We start from the raw sequence: 18,807 nt of genomic DNA, 5'->3' as shown, positions 1-18,807 counted from the left end.
TCCGATCGATGGCGCGCCCGCGTCTTGTGGCGGGCGCCGCTCTGACGAGCGTTGCCATGTTGTTGGCATCGTGTGCGACGGTGCGCGCGCCAGACCGACCGGACGTCGTCACCCTCGGTCGCAACCCGAGCGGCGAGCCTTGCGTCGCGTCGCGCAACTGGTCCGATCCTGCCGTGCCCGATCCGTTCGCGCGGGCCTATGCGATCACCTGTCGCGGCGTCACCGCCAGTCGTCCGGTCGGCAGCATCCGCATCGTCCCGGCAACCGCGGCGGCGATGAAACCGATCGATGCGGTGCTCGACTGCGGACCGGTCTCGCCGATGACGATCGCGGCCGGTGCGGTGCAGGTCAGGCGCTGCAACGACCGCGCGCTGGGGACCGCGACGATCCGGATCGACATGCCGGTGGGCGAGACGATGCTGGTCGCGGATGCGCCGCCGTCGCTGCTCGGGCAGCTCGAGGAAGCGGTTGCGATTCTGTCGGGCACGAAGCGGCCGAGCGCGGACGCGATGCGGCCGATCGCGCCGACGATCGATCTCGCTGGGGTCGCGCCGGGGCGCACGACCTCGTCAGTGGCGTCGACCACGACCACCGCAGGCGTGTTCGATCCCGCGACCGCGCTCGGCGAGGGTATCGGCTTCAACCACCGTGGCCTCCATGTCGAAGCGTCGCGCGTGCTGAACGACGCGCTCAGCCGCGTATCGAGCACCGCCGATCCGGCGATGCGCGTCGACCTGTTGCTCGAGGCCGGGCTGGCCGATTCGAACATCCGCTTCAACGACGCGGCCAAGGAGCATTTCGACGAGGCCGATGCGGTCATGGCGGCGTCGCCCGCCAACCGGTCGCTGTTCCTGATGCGCAAGCGCGATGCGTACCGCGCACTCGACCTGATCAACCGGCATGCTTTCCGCGAAGCCGCCGACATGCTGAGCCAGTCGACCGGTGCGGCGGTTGCCGCGAAGGATCCGCTGCTGGATCCAGCGACGCTGCGCCAGTTGAACCAGCCGCGCTCGAACGCTGCCGATGCCGTCAGCGCGATCGCTGTCCCCGATACCGCCGACCTGGCGCAGCTGGTGCTCGATATCCAGGCGAAATGGGCGCTCAGCGTCGCGCGGCTGGCGCTGGGCGACGATGCGGGATCGCTCGCCGCGATCGACGCGGCGGCGCGGTCCTATCGCCCGCTCGAGAACGAGCGGATCAATCCGTCGCAAATCCTGTGGCTGAGCGCGCGGATCGAGCGGCAACGCGCGCGCCTGCTCGCGCGGGCAGGCAAGTCGGGGGCGGCGCTCGATGCGTTCGATTCCGCGCTGGTCAACCTCAAGCGCGGCGCGCTGGCGACCGGCGGCACCGGTGCCGAGCCCGCAATTGCGCAAGCCGAACTGGAACGCGCCAGCCTGTTCGCGCGCACCAGCGCGCCACGGGCGGCGGTGCGGACCGAATATGCCCACGCGATCGACGCGATGATCGATGCCGATGTCGACACGCTGGCGACGTCGAACGGCATGGAGGAATATCTCGACCTGCTGGTCCGGGAGGCCGCGACCACGCCGCAGGCGGATACGTTCGCCCGGTTCTTCCGTGCGGTGCAGGCGACCGGCGAGCCGGCGATCGCGCGGCAGGTCAGCCAGCTGCAGACGGTGGTGACCGCGGATCCTGCCACCGGTGCGCTCGTCCGCGAACGCGGCGAACTGGAGCGCGAGGTCACGCGGCTTCGCTATGCGATCTCGGCGAAATCGAGTGATGTGGCCGTGCCCGGCGCCAACGCCGATGTGAAAACCCCGTCGAGCGATCTGGGCGCCGCGCGCGCCGCCGCCGAACAACGGCTGCTCGATGTGGAGGCGAAGCTCGCCAGTGATCCGCGCTATCGGACGGTCGACGATCAGCCTGTCACGATCGAGGCGGTGCGCGCGGCGTTGAAGCCCGGCGAGGTGTTCCTGAAGCTGACGACGCTCAATCGCCGGATCTACGGCATGATCGTGAGTGCGGACCGGACTTATATCTACGCGGTCGCAGCCGACGCTGCGTCGAAGCAGGCGGTCGACGCACTGGCGTCGCAGGTTCGCGGGTCGATCGACGGGGCGTTGTCGCAGGGCAAGCTCGTGCCGTTCGACGACGCGGCCGCCTATGCGCTGTTCCGCCTGATCGCGGGGCCGGCCGAGCCGATCCTGGCATCGGCACGGGCGCTCGTCGTCGATCCGTCGGGTCCGCTCGAACGGCTGCCCGCGGGTGTGCTGGTCAAGCGCTATGACAAGGCGGCGGTGCGCGAGACGCCGTTCGATTTCTCGCGCACTGCGTTCCTCGCAGCGGACACCGCGATCTCGACGGCGCTGTCGCCCAGATCGTTCCTGGTGGCACGCGCGCTGCCGCCGTCTCGCGCGCGCAATCCGTTTCTCGGGTTCGGCCAGCACCGTCCGACCGCGTTCGGGCTCGGCGAGGCGGGGCGGATGATCAAGGTCGGCTTCGGCTGCACGGTCGGCGCCGGCCAGCTCGGCATGCTGTCGCAGGCGATCAGGCCGATCAGCGATCACGAACTGACCGTCGCGTCCGATGCGCTGGGCGTGCCGGGCGCGCCGCAGATGACCGGCGCGGCGTTCAGCGATACCGGCGTCGAGGCACGCGCCGATCTCGATCAGTATGAGGTGCTGCACTTCGCGACGCATGGTCTCGAGGAAGGACAATGGGGCTGCGCGATGTCGCCGCCTGCGCTGGTCACGTCGTTCGGCGATGCGGAGTCGGACGGCTTGCTGAGCTTCTCGGAGATCGCCGGGCTGCATCTCGACGCCAATCTCGTCGTGCTTTCGGCCTGCGATACCGCGAGCGGAGTCCGCGATCAGGAACTCGCGCGTCGGTCCGGTCAGGAGGAGTCGGGTTCGACGCTCGAAGGGCTGGTCCGCGCGTTCCTGACCGCGAATGCGCGATCGGTGCTCGCGACCTATTGGCAGGTGTCGGCCGAGCGCGAGAGCGAGGAGTTCATCAAGGTGTTTTATGGCGCAGCACGGACCAAGACGATCGGGGTCGCGCTCCAGGAGGCGCAGCGCGACCTGATCCGCCAGCCGACCTATTCGCACCCCTTTTACTGGGCGCCGTATTTCCTCGTCGGTGACGGCAGCAAGACGATGCTGTCGCCGCCGGCTGGGCAACCGCTTAACCAACCGGTGCGCGCGCCGATCGTCACCGCCCAGCGATGAGCGTTCCGGGTGCAGCGAAAGGCTCGCCCATGAGAGTGGCGACGGCGGCGGCTGCCGGCTTCACGATGGCCGCGCTGGTCGTCGGTTTTGGCCCCCAGCTGATCGCCGCGTCGGGGGTGATCGGGGCGGACGGGGTCTATGGCGAGACCGTGTTCACGCTGGCGATCTTCGTGCCGCTGCTCGTGATGGCGATCGTCGGCGGTCGATTGACGGGGATCGCGACGTTGAACCTTGGGGCGCGTCCGGGAGTGACGCTAGCGCAGGGTGCAGCGATCGGTCTCGGCGGTCTGTTGCTCGCGATCGGCTACGCGGCGATCGCAGGAACGCTCGTTCGGGGCGCTGGAGCATCGCTGTCGATCACGTCGCTGGCGATCGGGGCGGTCGTCGTCCTGATCCAGGTCGCCGCGGAGGAAGCCTATTTTCGCGGCTGGCTGCAACCTCTGGTCGCTACCGCTTGGGGGATGCGGATCGCTGTGCCGGTCGTGGCGCTCGGATTTGCGCTTCTCCATGTGGCGGGCGGCCTGCGTGGGCCGATCGAACTGCTCAACCTGTTTGTCGGCGGGCTGGTGTTCGGATTGCTGGCGGCGCGCGGTGGAGGCCTGGCCGGTGCGATCGGCGCGCATCTGGCGTGGAATGGTGCAGAGCAGCTCGGGTTCGGGCTCGATCCCAATCCGGGTATCGGCGGCTATGGCGCGCTGGTCGATTACGATCTGGTCGGCAAGGCATTATGGGGCGGATCGGACGCCGGGCTGAACGCGAGCGTCGCGATGACGATCGGCCTCCTTTCGCTGCTGGTGCCGCTCGTCCTGCTGTCTCGCCGTCGTCCCACACAATCCTGAGTCTTAGTGGGGCCTGAGCGTCAGTTGGCGGCGCTTCGACGGGCGTCGACGCGGTCGCGCAGGGCGTCGAACGCCTTCAGCGCAGCACCGGTAAGCGTCTCGCTGCTCTTACCCATCTGGAGCGCCAGCGGGTCGGTCGGCTGGCCGTCGATATGCACCTCGTAATGCAGATGCGGCCCGGTCGAGCGGCCGGTAGTGCCGACCTCGCCGATCTGCCGCCCTTGCACGACGCGTGCGCCCGCGATGATGCCGGGCAGGATGCGATTCATATGGAGGTAGAGAGTCTCCCAGCCATTGTCGTGGCGCAGCTTCACGAAATTACCGTTGGGCCCCTTCAAGCCGGCGAACTCGACCACTGCATCGCCCGAGGCGAAGATCGGCGTTCCGGTCGGCGCTGCGAAATCGGTACCGCGGTGCAGCTTCATGAAGCCGAGGACAGGATGTTCGCGCATCCCGAACGGCGACGATATCCGCGCGCCGTCGATCGGCGTCCGCATCAGCGTGCGGACCGTGCTGCGGCCATTGGCGTCGTACCATTTGGGCCCCGTCGCATCCTTTTGTCCCGGTGCACCCTTCTGCCCCGGCGCACCCTTCTGCTCCGGCGGAGTGAACCGGTAGAGCGCGCGCGATTTCGCGGCGGTCTCCAGCGATGCGTAGACGAGGACCGGGACGCCGACCGGGTTTCCCGCCGCATTGTAGCGCTGTTCGAACCCCGCCTCGAAGATGTCGCCGGGCGCGACTTCGCGCTGGAGATCGAAATCGAACGCGAAGGCGTTGGCGAAGTCGCTGACCAGCGTGTCGTTGATCCCCGCCGCGACTGCCGCGCTGTAGAAATCGCGCGCATCCAGTTCGCCGCGGACGATCGTCAGCCGCTGGACCAGATGCGCGGACAGGATCTGCTGTGTGAAGCCGCCGGCACCGCGCGCCAACGCGATCCCCGCGCCGTCTTCGCGGGTGGCGTCGAGATGGATGAGATGGCCGGACTCGATGTCGAACACGAGGCGGACGTCGTCGCTCCCCGCGCCCAGCGGGCCGCGCGCACGCGTCGCGGCGTCGTTGGCTTCGGTCGCGTCGACCCCTGCCGCGACGAGGCTCGGGCCGATCGCGCCGGCACCGGCGACGGTGAGGATGCGACGACTGGCGGCAACCGCGGCGGGGCTCGCGGGCGCCGTGGTTGCTGCGACCGATTGCAGTCCCGGTGCGGGCTGGCGATCCAATATGGCCCAGACCGCACCGCCCGACGCGATGGCGAAACCCGCCAGGATCGCCGGACCGAGCTGTGCTATCGACTTGGGGAAGGCGGGCGCCGGCGCTAGCGACGGTGGCGTCGGCGACGTGGGCTGTTGTTCCGGCGCGGGCCGAGGATCGCTTTTCCCCCAGCTTCGCGGATCGAACGAGGGGGACTGGGGCGCCGACCTGGGCGACGGCACGGGCGGCGCAGTGGGTCGGCCTATATCCCAGCTTCGGGGATCGAACGACAGGTCGTCATCGTCGCTGTCGTTCAATCCAAATCGCCTTCAAAACTGCGCGTGCGAAGAAAGTTATTGTCTGAAAGCCTCGCGGGCGCAATAACCGCAAGTGTTTCCTAGTGGCGCACCGTGTGCCCTGACGTAACGAAACGGGGGCGGATCATTGGCTGGCAAGAACCGTGTCGCATGGCACGAAGGTATGTTCCTGCGGCCGCAGCATTTTCAGGCGCAGGATCGGTTCATCGATGGCTTGATTCGGGCTCGGGTCGATTCGGTTCGGCCCTGGCCTTGGGGCCTGACGGAGCTGGTACTCGATGAGGATCTGGCGACGCTGGGCAAGTTCGGGGTCGTCCGCGCATCGGGCGTGATGCCGGACGGGACGCCGTTTTCGATCCCCGACGACCTGCCGCCGCCGCCGCCGCTCGACGTGCCCGCGGATGCGCGCGACGCGATGATCGCGCTCACCTTGCCGGCGCAGCAATCGGGTGCGGTCCAGTTTCGCGATGCCGAGGGCGGTGCGCTCGAGGCGCGGTTCCTGGTGTCGGAGGCGGAGGTGTCCGACACCTATTCGGACGATCGCACGTCTGAGCCGATCGAGTTCGGCAGCCCCAATCTCCGCTTCGGCGTGACCCGCGATCAGCTCTATGGCCGCGTCACGCTCGGCCTCGCCCGCGTTCGCGAAGTGCAGAACCGCCGGTTGATGTTCGACGACCGCTTCATTCCGCCGACGCTCGACATCGCCGCCTCGCTGCGGTTGCGCGGCGCGCTCGCGGATATCGGTGGCCGTGCCGACCAGCGCGCCGAGGAACTCGCCCTGCGTGCGGTCGAGGCGACCGATGGCGGCTCCGATACGTTCGTGAGCTTCCTCCTGTTGCAGGCGCTCAACCGCTGGATCCCGGTGCTGGCGCATCTCCAGCATCTGCCGACGGTGCATCCCGAGCGGCTGTACGAGTCCTTCATCGCGATGGCGGGTGAACTCGCGACGCTGATCCGGCCCGAGCGCCGGCCACCGCCGCTGCCGCGCTACGATCACGAGAATCCGCAGACCTGTTTCGAGCCGGTGATCGACCTGCTCCAGTCGATGCTGTCGGCGATGTTCGACCGGTCCGCGGTGCAGCTGCCGTTGGAGCAAGCGGGGCCGGGAGCGTACGTCTCGAAGATCACCGACCACAACCTGTTCCAGACGGGCTATTTCTATCTCGCGGTGTCGGCCGCGTCGCCGGTCGAGGAAATCCGCAGCATCTTCCCGTCCATCGCCAAGATCGGCACCGTCCAGAAGATGCGGCAGATCGTCGATTCCGCGCTGCCGGGCGTGCCGTTGCGGCATACACCAACGCCGCCGCCGCAGATCCGCGTGCTGCCGGGGCATGTCTATTTCGAACTGGATCGCGGCGTTCCCGATTGGCGCGATTTCGCCACCGCGCCCGCGCTCGGCTTGCACGTCGCGGGTGACTGGCCGCAGCTCCGGATGGAGCTGTGGTGCGTGAAGCGAGCCGCACGGTGAGCGTCGAGGACGGGAACGGCGGCAAGACCGTCTTTCGCCCCTCACCGCTTCAGGGTCTGAAGCAGGGCGCGTCCCCCCCGCCGCCACCGCCGCCGTCATTCCCGCCGCCCTTCTCGCCAGCGGGGGGCGGTGGGTCAGCGGGGTTTCAGCCTGCCGATCCGGGCTATGGCACGCCGCCGCCATTGTCCCGAACCGGTATGCCGTCTGCTGGCGGGGGCCTAGCGCCGTCGCGGCTGGCCGAAGACGACGTGCCGTTGCCGGCGACCCCGCGGGTCGTGCGCAACATCATGCTGGCGGTGGCCGAGCCGGTGCTCGCGTTGGTCGCGAGCGTGCGCAGCGGGCGGGTGCGGCTGGCGATGCCCGAGTTCCACCGGCAGGCGAGCCAGGCGATCGCACGGTTCGACCAGGCGATCGCGCCGCATTATTCGGAGGAAATGCGCCAGCGTGCCAAATACGCGGTTTGCGCCACCACCGACGACGTCGCGCAGAACCTGCCGGCGATCGGCACCGACGGCGCCGAATGGGCGCGCCGCTCGATGGTCGTGCAGTTCTTCCAGGAGAATATCGGCGGCGACCGGTTCTGGCAGCTGGTCGACGACATGCTGCGGGTGCCCAACGACAATTACGCGCTGATCGAGCTGTACCACGCGTGCCTCGCCGCCGGGTTCGAAGGCCGGTTCCGGGTCATGCCCGATGGCCGCCGCCGCCTGCATGAGATCATGGCGCGGCTGCAGGGCGCGTTGCCACATGTCCGGTCGCAGTCCGCAACCGAACTGTCGCCGCGCTGGCGGGGCGAGACCGCGCCGGTCGGCAAGCTCGGCTTCTGGAGCCTGATCGCGCTGGCGTCGGCGATCGCGGCGGGGCTGTTGCTGCTGGTGTTCATCGTGCTGCGGCTGATGCTGATGTCGAGCGGCGACACGCCCGGCCAGCGGCTCGGTGCCCTCCGGCCCGAGGCGCGGCTGACTCTGTCGCGGCCGGGTGGGGCGATCGCCACCGCGGACAGCGCGCAGGCGAGCAAGCTCAAGCGGTTCCTGGAGCCCGAGATCCGCGAAGGCCTGGTGGTCGTCGAGGAAGATGCGCAGACGGTGCGCGTCCGCACCACCGTGGGCCAGTTGTTCCGGTCGGGCTCCGACGTGCTGGAGCCGGGGCGTGAGCCGCTGTTCCACCGTATCGGCCGCGCGATCGAGGACGAGAAGGGCGATGTGCTGGTCGAAGGCCATGCCGACAGCGACCGGGTCGCCTCGCTCGCCTTCCCCGACAACATGGCGTTGTCGCAGGCGCGCGCGGAAACAGTGGGTGACATCGTCCGCACCGAACTGAGCGAGACCGGGCGCGTCACCACCAAGGGGCTCGGCGACACCGTACCGATCGCGAGCAACGACGATGCGGCAGGCAAGTCGCAGAACCGGCGCGTCGAGATCGTCGTGCCGCGGCGCTACTGACAGGATATCCAGTGATGCGGCGCTTTTTTGGCAATTGGTGGGCGGTGACGATCACCTGCGCGGTGCTGCTCGCGGCGTTGCTCGCGTTCGGCTTGCCGCTGTTCGTGAGCGCGATGCGGCCGCTTTGGGTGCGCATCGCGTGCGTCGTCGGGGTCGCGCTGATCTGGGGCCTCGCGGCGTTCCTGCGGCGGCGTCGGACGCGGCGCGCGGCGGATGCGATCGCGGCCGAACTCGCCGGCCCCAACGCGGTCGACGAGGAGGGCAAGGCGCTCGGCCAGCGGATGACCGAGGCGCTGTCACGGCTGAAAGGCGCGGCCGGCAAGCGGCGCGACTATCTCTACAAACAGCCCTGGTACGTGATCATCGGCCCGCCGGGATCGGGCAAGACCACCGCGTTGCTCAATTCGGGCTTGCGCTTTCCGTTCGTCGAACAGGCGGTGCGCGGCGTCGGCGGTACGCGCAATCTCGATTTCTGGTTCGCCGACGAGGCCGTGCTGGTCGACACCGCAGGGCGCTACACGACGCAGGATTCGGACCATGCGGTCGACTCCGCCGGGTGGAACGCGTTCCTGTCGCTGTTGCGGAAACATCGCCCGCTCCAGCCGATCAACGGCGTCATGATCGCGATCGGCATCGACGAACTGGTCCGCAGCGATTGCGCGAAGATCGATGCGCACGCGCGCGCCGTCCGCCGTCGGCTGGTCGAGCTGCGACGGACGCTGGAGGTCGCAGCGCCGGTCTATGTGGTGCTGACCAAGGCCGATCTGCTGGCAGGCTTCACCGAGTTCTTCGACGACCTCGATGTCGAGGGCCGGCGGGCGGTGCTCGGCAGCACGCTCACCTTTGGCGACGGCCGCGCGAATGCCGAGACGCTGGCGAAGGCGTTCGACGAAATCGCGCAGGCGATCGCCGACCGCCAGGCCAAGCGGCTGTTCGACGAGAGCGACCCGCGCCGCCGTGCCCTGATGCTCGGGCTGCCCGCGCAGATGCGCTCGCTGCGGGCACGACTGATGCGCTTCCTCGACGGGGCGTTCGTCTCGGGCGACGAGCCCGGCGGCGTGCTGCGCGGCTTCTATCTGACGAGCGGATTGCAGGAGGGCGCGCCGCTCGACCGGATCATGGCGAGCATGGCCGAGGTCTATGACCAGCCCGCCGCCGCGTCGGGGTCGAGCGGCCGCGCGTATTTCCTCAACCGGTTGCTCGGCGAGGTGATGTTCCCCGAGGCGGGGCTGGTCAGCACCGATCCGCGGGCAAAGGCGCGGACGCGCAGCCGCTTGATCGGGACGATCGCCGGGCTGGGGATCGCGGTCGCGCTGGTGCTCGTCGCATGGGGCGTGAGCTATGCGCGCAATCGCAGTTTCCAGGCCGATCTCGCGAACAAGGCGGGGGCGGCCGAGGCCCAACTCCGCGACGCCGGCGTCGATCTGCGCCAGGTCCGCGACGGCGATGCCGACCTGCGCGCGGCGCTGCCGGGGCTGAACGCGTTGCGCACGCTGCCCCGCGGCTACGCTGCGCGCGTCGCCGGCGGGCCGCCGCTCGCGATGACCTTCGGCCTGTATCAGTCGAGCCTCAGCCGCGAGGCGGAGGAGACCTACCGCGAGGCCCTTCGCCGCGTGATGCTCCCGCGCCTGCTGCTGCGGCTGGAGACGGCGATGCGCACCGACGGCGCGGATCCGATGCGGCTGTACGAACCGCTCAAAGTGTATCTGATGCTCGGCCAGCAGGGTCCGATGGACGCGAAGACGGTGCGCGCCTGGGTGACGAACGACTGGGTGACTCAGGTCTATCCGGGGGCGGACAGCCAAGGCGAGCGCGACCAGTTGGCGCAGCATCTCGATGCGCTGCTCGGCGATACCGACATGGCAAGCGTCTGGCCGAACCGGAAGCCGCCACTCGACGGTGCGCTCGTCGCGCAGGCACGCGCGGCGGTGCAGACGCTGTCGCTCGCCGATCGCGCCTATGCGGTGCTGCGGCAGAAGGCGGCGAGCGCCGGCGCGCCGTGGGAAATGGCGAACATCCTGTCGCAGGGCGACGCGCTCGCCTTCGCCAATCCCAAGCAGGTGCTGACCGCGCGCATCCCGTATTTCTTCACGCGTGCCGGCTACGAGCGCGCGTACATGGTCGGGTTGGCGACGGTGCAGCAGGACCTGAAGCGCGACCTGTGGGTGCTGGGCGGCGATGCCGGCAACGGCGGCGTCCGCGACGAGATGAGCAACGTCCGGCCGGGTGTCGCGGGTCTCTATGCCAAGGACTATATCGCCGCGTGGGAAGGCGTGCTGAAGACGTTGCAGCCCGGGCCGTATTTCCGCGATCCCGTCGCGTTCGGAGCGTTCACCAAGAGTCCGTCGCCGCTGAAGCGCGTGCTGCTCGAACTGCGCAAGAACACCATCTTCGAGGGCGGCGCGAAGGCGGGGCTGGCGCGGGCGACCCGCTATGGCCTGAACCGATCCCGACTGGGGCGCTTCGCGCAGGAAGCGAACCGCGACCGGGCCTCCGGGATCGATGCGGGCGAGGAGATCGCCGCGTATTTCCAGCCGCTCCAGGATTATGCCGGGGACGGACGCGGATCGGCACCGGTCGACGAGTTCGTCGCGGCGCTGAAAGAGGCGGGGCAGGCGGTGATGGCCGCGCAGTCGGTCGGCGGCGGCGGCGGTGCGGATGCCACGCAGGCGGGGATGGCGACGGCGATGGCATCGGTGAAGGCGGCCGCGGCCGGCGCGCCACCGCAGTTGCAGGGGTTCGTCTCGAGCGCGACCGGTGGCGGCGCGTCGGCGCAGATCGGCGCGGCGAAGGGCGCGATCGCGGATGCCTACGCGCAAACCGTCCTGCCGGCCTGCAAGGAGGTTGCCCAGGAGCACTACCCTTTCTTCGCGGCGTCGGCGCAGGATGCGTCGATGGTTGATGCGCTGCGGGTATTCGGGATGGGGGGCGTCATCGACGGCTTCGTCCAGACGCGGCTGAAGGCGCTGATGCAGACCGATGGCCCGGTCTGGCGCTGGCGCAGTGAGGACCCGATCACCGCGTCGCTCAACCCGTCGAGCCCGGAGGCGTTCGCCAAGGCTGGGGAGCTGCGCGACCTCCTCGTCGGCGGGTTGCCGATCAAGATTTCCGTGGCGAGCTTCGGTAGCGACGTCGGCATGGTCGAAGTGGCGAGCGGCGGCACGCGCTATCGCTTCACGCCGTCGATCAACGGCGCCAAGCCGTTGCTGTGGTCCGCCAGCGGTGGCCTGCCCGAAGCGTCGGTGGTCCTGTATCGCCCCGGCCCAGCGCAGACCGATCCGACCAGCGAGCCGAAGCCCGGCGCCGAGATTGCGCATTGGAACGCAGAGGGCCCCTGGGCGCTGTTCCGGGTTATGGACAAGGCCGACAAGCAGAATGCCGGGCAGCGGGCGATCAAGGCGCGGTTCGGCGACGGCGGCGGTGCGGCGACCCTGCTGGTCGGATTACCGAGCGACCGCAACCCGTTCAGCCGCGGCGGCCTGTGGTCGTTCCGCTGCCCGGGTGCGCTGTGACGGGGACCGCGCGACTGTTTGGCAAGCTGCCCGCGCATGGCGACTTCGTGTCGCGTGGCTGGCGTGCGGACGAGCGGGAGGCGCTCGATGCCTGGCTGTCGACGTCGCTGGCCGACGCGCGGACGGTGCACGGTGCGGCGTTCGAAACACGGTTCGACAGCGCGCCGCCGTGGCGCTGCGTCCTCGACGTCGTCGAAGGTGGCCTGTCGGGTGCGCTCGCGGCGTCGCAGGATGCGGTCGGGCGACGCTTTCCGGTATTCGTGGCGGTGACGGGAGCAGCGGACGCGGCGGTAGCGGAGGCGTGCGAGGGCTTGCTGTACGACGCGATCGCCGGTGGTTGGACCGCCGATGCGCTGGTCGAGCAGGCGGACATGCTCATGGTTGATCGGGAGCCGGCGGAACGATCCTGCCGATGGTGGACGTTGGGCGGCGAGGGGTTCGCGCCCGGTGAGCGGTCGGCTGCGTATCCGGCCGACCTGATCCCGGCCATGCTGACTCCCGCCATATCGCCCCCCGACATGTCGACGGTTGCGTCGTGAACGGCCGCACGTTGCGCACCGAAGGCGTCGCCGCGTCGCACGTCGGCATGGTCCGCCGCGCCAACGAAGACAGCTTTTGCGATCGCGGCGCAGACGGCGTGTGGGCGGTCGCCGACGGCATGGGCGGGCATGCGCACGGCGACTGGGCGTCGCAGGTCCTGACCAAGGCGCTGGCGGACGCTGCGCTTCCCGACGATTTCGACGAGGCCTGTCGGGAGATCGCGACGGCGATCCATGCGGGCAATGCGCGGATCTGGGCGGAGGCGCAGGCGCGCGGGCAGCAGATGGGCACCACGGTCGCGGCCTTGCTCGTACGCGACGGTCGGTTCGGCGTGGTCTGGGTCGGCGACAGCCGCGCCTACCTGTTGCGCGGCGGCGTGCTCTATCAACTCACGCGTGATCACACGCAGGTGCAGGAGATGGTCGACCGCGGCCTGCTCGAACCGCATGAGGCCGCTGCGCATCCGCGCTCGCACGTGCTGGCGCGCGCGGTCGGCGTTACCGCGACGCTCGAGGTCGATGTCGTGGTCGACGCGGCGGAGGCGGGCGACGTCTTCCTGCTGTGCAGCGACGGACTGACCGGGCAGGTGAGCGATCCCGAGCTGACCGCGATGCTCGCCGCGGCCGATGGCAAGGTGGCGATCCGCGACCGGTTGATCGCGCTGACGCTGGAGCGCGGTGCGCCCGACAACGTCACAGTGATCGTCGTGACCACGGGCGAGCCGACCTTGTTGTCGCTGTCGCCGATGCCGGGGGGCTTCGCGTGATCGACGAGAACGACCCGCCGATCGATGGCCGCCCGGTCGATGATGGCCCGATCGATGATGGCCCGGTCGATGGCGGTCCTGTCGATGATGGCCGCACCGTCTTCATGCCGCAGCAGCCCGACCAGGCCACCGTCTTCGAAGCCGGATCGGCGACACCGCCGCTCCCCCCGATCGCGCCGCGCGTGGCGGCGCGGGGCATCGAGGTCGGCGATGTCCTCAACCACATCTTCGAGGTGAAGCGCTTCATCGCGCGCGGCGGCATGGGCGAGGTGTTCGAGGGCGCCAACGTCATCACCGACGAACGCGTCGCGATCAAGGTGATGCTGCCCGCGCTCGCCGCCGACGAGAACGTCATCACGCTGTTCCGTCGCGAGGCCCGGACGCTGACTCATCTCCATCACGAGGCGGTCGTGCAGTACCGCGTGCTCGCGCAGGAGCCGCAGCTCGGCGTGCTCTACATCGTCACCGAATATATCGACGGCACCAATTTGTCGGATGTGCTGAAGACCGTGGAGGCTTCGCCCGAAGCGCTGGTGGCGCTGCTGCGGCGGCTCGCATCGGGCTTGCAGGCGGCGCATGCGCTCGGCGCGATCCACCGGGATATCTCGCCCGACAACATCCTGCTCGGCGGCGGCGATCTGGCGCGCGCGAAGATCATCGATTTCGGGATCGCCAAGGATCTCGACCCCGGCACCGCGACGATCGTCGGCGACGGGTTCGCGGGCAAGCTGGGCTATGTCGCGCCCGAACAGCTTGGCGACTTCGATCGCCGGCTCGGGCCGTGGACCGACGTCTACAGCCTGGCGCTGGTGATTCTGGCGGTGGCGGCGGGGCGCGATGTCGGGCTCGGCGGGTCGCTGGTCGATGCGGTCGACAAGCGGCGGGCGGGACCGGACCTGTCGCCTGCGCCGGAGATTCTGCGACCGCTGCTCGCGCGCATGACGAAGGCCGATCCGACCGCACGGATCGGCTCGATGGTCGAGGTGCTGGCGGAGATCGCGAAGATCGAGGCGGTGCCGGTATCTGTCGAAAAGCCGGCGACCTTCCCGGTGCGCTGGATCGCCCTGGGGATCGTCGCCGTCATCCTGCTGGCGTCGATCGTCGTCTATGCCACGCGCCATCGATCGACGCCGGTGACCGCGTCTGTGGCAACCGCCAAGCCCGCGATGGACGGCATCGACGACGTCCGCAGCGCAGTGGCCTCAGCGCTGCCGTCGGTCAGTTGCACGTGGCTGCGGATCGTCAGCGTGACGCAAGGTCGCGACCAGCCGCAGATCGCGCTGACCGGGGTCGCCGGCAACCCGTCCGCTGCGCAGGCTGAGATCAGCCATGCGCTGGCATCGCAGGGCGGCAAGGGGGCCGTGCTCGATTTCTCGGAGGTCGCGCCGATCACGCCCGCGGGGTGCGCCGCGCTCGACGCCTATCGCCAGATCGGCGCGCCCGACGACACGCGCCTGTCGGTCGCGCAACGCAAGTTCGAGATGCGCCGCCAGACGGGCGACTCCGCCTATGCCGGCACGAGTGCCGCCAGTGCGATCGTCAAGGTCGCGGTACGCGATCCGAAAACCGATTTCACGCTCGTCGGGCTCGAACCGTCGGGCAAAATCGATCTGCTGATCCCCGATCGCTCCGCGTTCCGCGCGCAGCTCGCGAGTTCGCGCAACGGCGTGCCGATCACCGATCTTGGCGGTGACACGTATCGGCTCCAGATCGATCTCGACCATCAGGGCTGGTCGGGTCTGCTGCTGATCACCGGCCGGGCGCCGTTCGACCCGGCGGTCGTCGCGCCGCCACTCGGCGCGCGCGGCGCAGACTGGCGCGACCGCCTCGTCTCGCTTGCCGCCGAACGCGGCTGGCAGGCCGACATGGTCTGGTTCAAATCGATCGACGAGCAGAAGGACTGAACGATCCTGCGATGCCGTTTAATGCCGATCCCGGATGAGCCGGATCGACGCTGATATCCAGATGTCCGCGTCGTATCCACGGTCTTTGAAGCTGTTGATCAGATTGTGGAACTATCGTTGCCGAGACTATGTGACTAGCGTCAGAATACGGGTTTGCGCCCGGTCATAACGAAAGGGAAAAGCAACCATCTACGCACGCCAAAGCGCGGTCCTAGAGTCCACAAGACCTTGAAATTAGAACATCTCCGTAATGATGATAACCATAACGGAAAAAATCTCCATCTTTGGAAAATAGCGGATATATAAGAATCTCCGGGCGGTAGCCCGGAGGTCTGTATATCTTCGCGCTCGACCGGATCTTATATCTAGATACCGTATGCGCCAGCCGTCTTTCGGCAGTCTCAGCCGTTTGATGCACGCTGCCCGCCGCATTTATAATCCTATAGGTTATGACGAAAATCTTCCAACAACCTGTACGTCATTCAGTGTCCACGAAATCGGGCGCGCTACCAGCGACCGGCTAACTTGATTGGCAACGGTTACCTGGGTCTCATTTGAGTTGACTCTGTGATAGTACTCAATGCTCAACGCAACGTATCGACTTCACATTAACAGGCGTCCGAAGTTGGAGAGGCGATATGGCCTCTGAACGCCCGGTCGTGGTTCGACGGGCGAGAAGCCGTAGGGCAGGGCACGCTGTTCACACTTGGACGTCCAACCTGAAGATCCGAGCTCCCGAATAACGGCCATTCGTTAAGCGCGAGCTTTGTCGTTTCTCCGGATCGGACAGGCCATTTCGGGAAAGAGCAGTTGGGAACGGAGTTGGGAAAGCAGGTGCCCCGACCGGCATTCCGCACGCTCGCTCAAGCAACTGTTCCGCAACAGGCCTCTTTTCAAAAAAAGCTCCGGCACGTGAAGTACCGTTCGATATTGGAATTTAATAACGAAAGCGGGCGGTGGCGGATGGCCTTCACGATGCCACATACGTAACTTGACACGTAACCTGTTACTGAACGCTCTTCCGTTATGGCCGACTTCATCGAGTCACATGGGAGCGCATTCCTGGCGCATCGACTGCGCCGCTCGTCGGACCGTATCGTCGATCAGATAAGCGGCGTTCTTCTCCAGCTAGGCCTCGACGTTCCACCGCGTGGCGCTTCGATGCTGTTACTGATCGTTGAGCACCAACAGATCGGGGTGGTGGAAATCTCGCGACGCCTGCGATTGTCGCACCCGCTCATCGTCCGCATGGCAAGGGAATTTCAAGAGCGTGGCTTGGTCGAGGTCAACGCTGATCCGTCCGACGGCCGGCGACGGGTCTTAAGCCCGACGGACAAGGCGCGTCACGAGGCTGCCGCGCTCAGCGCTTTCAACGAAGACCTTAACACCCTGTTTGATGACCTGTTTGCAGACATCGACGCTTCTCTGATCTCAGTCCTCGATCGCTTCGACGCCCAGCTTGATGCGTCATCGATCCCAATGCGCCTCGCCGCTCTCAAATCGACCAAGGAGTAATCGATGCCCTGTCGTCGCCATGCCCTCATGCTGCTCCTCCCTTTTTTAGCGTTATCCATGCCAGCGTCTGTCGGCGCTCAAACCGCCACGGCTTCGGCCACGTCTGCACGGACTCCCAATCTCGACGCGGCCGCCCGCACAGCGATTGTGGCGCGTTTGTCGACCGATTTGCGCAGCAAATACATCTATCAGGCTGTCGGCGAGAAGGGGGCCGCCGCGATCACCGCCGCCGCAGCCTCGGGTGCTTACGCTCGGATTGTGGATCTATCCGCGTTCGCCACGCGACTGACCGAGGACCTCCGCGGCGTCATGACCGACAAACATCTGATGGTGTTTGACACAACGAACCGGCCAGCGTCGAGCGTTGCGTCGATGCCAGCCGGCGAGGCCGGGATCGTCCGCGCTGACCGGCTGCCCGGCGGGATCGGCTACCTCCAAATCGACGGGTTCGCCAACCCCTGGGCGTTTAAACCAGCGCTCGACCGCGCGATGGCGGGGTTGAAGGGCAGTCGTGCCTTGATTCTAGACATGCGCGGCAACGGTGGCGGAGATCCGGCATCGGTAAGCTATCTGGTCAGCTATCTTCTTGCTTCGGGCCAGCGGACCACGATCAACAGCATCGTTGAGCGTAAGGCAGGGACCACTGAGCTCAGGCGCGATTTCTTCTTCAGCGAGCCGACCCCGGTCAGCTTCGCCGGTGTGCCTGCCTATGTCCTTACGAGCGGCAATACCTTTTCGGGCGGCGAGGAGCTCGCCTACGACATGCAGACGCTGAAGCTCGGCACCGTTGTCGGCGAGGTGACCGGTGGCGGCGCGAACCCCGGGGAGCGTATTTCCATTGGACACGGTGTCATGGCGTTTATCCCGACCGGTCGCGCGGAGAGCCCCGTTACCGGATCGAACTGGGAAGGGCGTGGCGTGCAGCCCGATCTCAAGGTCCCCGCCGCGGATGCGCTCGCCACGACGCTACGTCGCCTCGGCCGAGTGCCCGCTGCCGCTACGATCGAAGCGGCGTCCCCCGTCTCAGTCTTCGCGCCGAGGACTGTGGCGCTCAAGGGCGGGGAGGCGATGCTGCGCCGCCTCTTTGCCGGCCGTACCGCGCCTGAGGCTGATTACACGTTGATGAAACCGGACGCCTCGGAGGCAGGCCGCGCGGCGCTGGCGGCCACGCACCGCCGCCTGCAACCGCTCGGGGTTCCGCAGGCCATTCGCTTTCGACGGCCTAATGGGTTCGGGTTCGACGAGTTTACGCTCGTCTACCCCGATCGCACCCTTCTCGTCGGGATCATGCTCGACTCAGACGGGAGGTTCATTGACCTCATTGGCCCTGATCCCAGCAAGTAAGTTTGACGTTAAGCCTTTTCTCCGAAGCTGGAAGGATGGTTGGGAATGGCGTGTTGATTGCGAACGACATGGAACGCTGCTTTTTCCGCCAGCCATGTTGTTTCTCAAAATAATGCAATGCAAGATCTGCACCTAATTCTATTCGTGAATAGTTCACCGGTCGGCTAAAAGCATAAGCAAATTTACATATCATATCACGTCAATAGCCTATGATCGCAACGTCCAATATAGTGGTTCGAAATAGGTGGATTTTCGGAATTAATCGTTCATCAACAAAAAGAAATGTGATTAAAGGGTGATCTATCGAATTACCATTATCTAGATGGACCATTTTCTGTCATATGGTAACTGCTTTATAAAGCTGTTGACTAGTGATGGTGGCCTCAGCGATCAAATATCGTCCAATACTATGGTGCACTGTGGTCCGTTCGCTGTCGGCTCGCACTGTCGTCGGCTCGTTTTTGGCTGCACGGAACGTTAGTGAACCGTTTTACCGTTCGCTTTTGCCGATATCTAAAAACCTGACTGTCCCAGAGTTTCCACCTAATCGGCTCTCCGCTTGTCGAAACGGCAATCGTTGGTTTGTGATAGTCCTTAATCGAGAATCGGTCTGGTGAACTATCGTTTCTAAATCCGTCTGAAGGCGTTGGACTTGCGCAGCCTAGCGTCGGCGAGCGCGCGCGTGACGAAACGGCGGGCAGTAGACCGGACCGACGGGGCGCCGATACTTGGACGGTCGCCATCCTACTGGAGCAGTCCCCCGCACCTTCATACCGGTCAGAGG

The 18,807-nt window shown here is 66.8% G+C and carries 11 protein-coding genes; 10 read left to right on the top strand and 1 reads right to left on the bottom strand.

Going from position 1 to position 18,807, the window contains the following annotated elements:
• Positions 1 to 56: 56 nt before the first annotated feature.
• Together ASF09_RS07475 and ASF09_RS07470 are read left to right on the top strand one after the other, a co-directional pair.
• The gene (locus tag ASF09_RS07475; protein WP_162237235.1) at positions 57 to 3,188 is read left to right on the top strand and encodes a CHAT domain-containing protein; all 3,132 of its coding nucleotides are present in this window, start codon (positions 57 to 59) and stop codon (positions 3,186 to 3,188) included.
• Between the two features lie 29 nt (positions 3,189 to 3,217).
• Positions 3,218 to 4,027: a CPBP family intramembrane glutamic endopeptidase gene (locus ASF09_RS07470; protein ID WP_162237234.1), complete on the top strand. Its 810-nt coding sequence runs from the start codon at positions 3,218 to 3,220 to the stop codon at positions 4,025 to 4,027.
• A gap of 20 nt (positions 4,028 to 4,047) precedes the next feature.
• On the opposite strand, the gene ASF09_RS07465 is transcribed toward ASF09_RS07470, so the two are convergent.
• The gene (locus ASF09_RS07465) at positions 4,048 to 5,532 is read right to left on the bottom strand and encodes a M23 family metallopeptidase (protein WP_060525578.1); all 1,485 of its coding nucleotides are present in this window, start codon (positions 5,530 to 5,532) and stop codon (positions 4,048 to 4,050) included.
• Positions 5,533 to 5,659: 127 nt separating this feature from the next.
• On the opposite strand from ASF09_RS07465, the gene tssK reads away from it, so the two are divergent.
• The 8 genes from tssK to ASF09_RS07425 all read left to right on the top strand — a co-directional run bounded on the left by tssK (position 5,660) and on the right by ASF09_RS07425 (position 18,023).
• Positions 5,660 to 7,000, top strand: a complete 1,341-nt coding sequence (gene tssK, locus ASF09_RS07460; protein WP_121884791.1) for a type VI secretion system baseplate subunit TssK — start codon at positions 5,660 to 5,662, stop codon at positions 6,998 to 7,000.
• Positions 6,976 to 8,442: a type IVB secretion system protein IcmH/DotU gene (gene icmH, locus ASF09_RS07455; protein WP_060525746.1), complete on the top strand. Its 1,467-nt coding sequence runs from the start codon at positions 6,976 to 6,978 to the stop codon at positions 8,440 to 8,442. Before tssK ends, icmH begins: the two co-directional genes overlap by 25 nt.
• Before the next feature lie 14 nt (positions 8,443 to 8,456).
• A complete protein-coding gene (tssM, locus tag ASF09_RS07450; protein ID WP_060525744.1) occupies positions 8,457 to 11,954 on the top strand; it encodes a type VI secretion system membrane subunit TssM in 3,498 nt (1,165 codons plus the stop codon).
• Complete coding sequence (gene tagF, locus ASF09_RS07445) at positions 11,951 to 12,493, top strand: type VI secretion system-associated protein TagF (protein ID WP_162237233.1); 543 nt, start codon at positions 11,951 to 11,953, stop codon at positions 12,491 to 12,493. The genes tssM and tagF overlap by 4 nt, the downstream gene beginning before the upstream one ends.
• Positions 12,490 to 13,260, top strand: a complete 771-nt coding sequence (locus ASF09_RS07440) for a PP2C family protein-serine/threonine phosphatase (protein WP_235529710.1) — start codon at positions 12,490 to 12,492, stop codon at positions 13,258 to 13,260. Before tagF ends, ASF09_RS07440 begins: the two co-directional genes overlap by 4 nt.
• Complete coding sequence (locus ASF09_RS07435) at positions 13,257 to 15,164, top strand: serine/threonine-protein kinase (protein ID WP_060525576.1); 1,908 nt, start codon at positions 13,257 to 13,259, stop codon at positions 15,162 to 15,164. Before ASF09_RS07440 ends, ASF09_RS07435 begins: the two co-directional genes overlap by 4 nt.
• 1,026 nt (positions 15,165 to 16,190) lie before the next feature.
• Complete coding sequence (locus ASF09_RS07430) at positions 16,191 to 16,679, top strand: MarR family winged helix-turn-helix transcriptional regulator (RefSeq protein WP_060525575.1); 489 nt, start codon at positions 16,191 to 16,193, stop codon at positions 16,677 to 16,679.
• A 3-nt stretch (positions 16,680 to 16,682) separates the two neighbouring features.
• Positions 16,683 to 18,023, top strand: a complete 1,341-nt coding sequence (locus ASF09_RS07425; protein WP_082444134.1) for a S41 family peptidase — start codon at positions 16,683 to 16,685, stop codon at positions 18,021 to 18,023.
• Positions 18,024 to 18,807: the final 784 nt, after the last annotated feature.

It is taken from the genome of Sphingomonas sp. Leaf242, assembly GCF_001422045.1.
In the GTDB taxonomy this organism is placed as follows: Bacteria; Pseudomonadota; Alphaproteobacteria; order Sphingomonadales; family Sphingomonadaceae; genus Sphingomonas.
Note: the sequence above shows the minus strand (reverse complement) of the source record. Positions and strands in the feature narration are given on the sequence as shown.

Excerpts from the sequence above, each read along its gene's own strand:
- ASF09_RS07430 (WP_060525575.1), top strand. The coding sequence starts at position 16,191 with ATGGCCGACTTCATCGAGTCACATGGGAGCGCATTCCTGGCGCATCGA.
- ASF09_RS07425 (WP_082444134.1), top strand. The coding sequence starts at position 16,683 with ATGCCCTGTCGTCGCCATGCCCTCATGCTGCTCCTCCCTTTTTTAGCG.
- tssM (WP_060525744.1), top strand. The coding sequence starts at position 8,457 with ATGCGGCGCTTTTTTGGCAATTGGTGGGCGGTGACGATCACCTGCGCG.
- ASF09_RS07470 (WP_162237234.1), top strand. The coding sequence starts at position 3,218 with ATGAGAGTGGCGACGGCGGCGGCTGCCGGCTTCACGATGGCCGCGCTG.
- ASF09_RS07475 (WP_162237235.1), top strand. The coding sequence starts at position 57 with ATGTTGTTGGCATCGTGTGCGACGGTGCGCGCGCCAGACCGACCGGAC.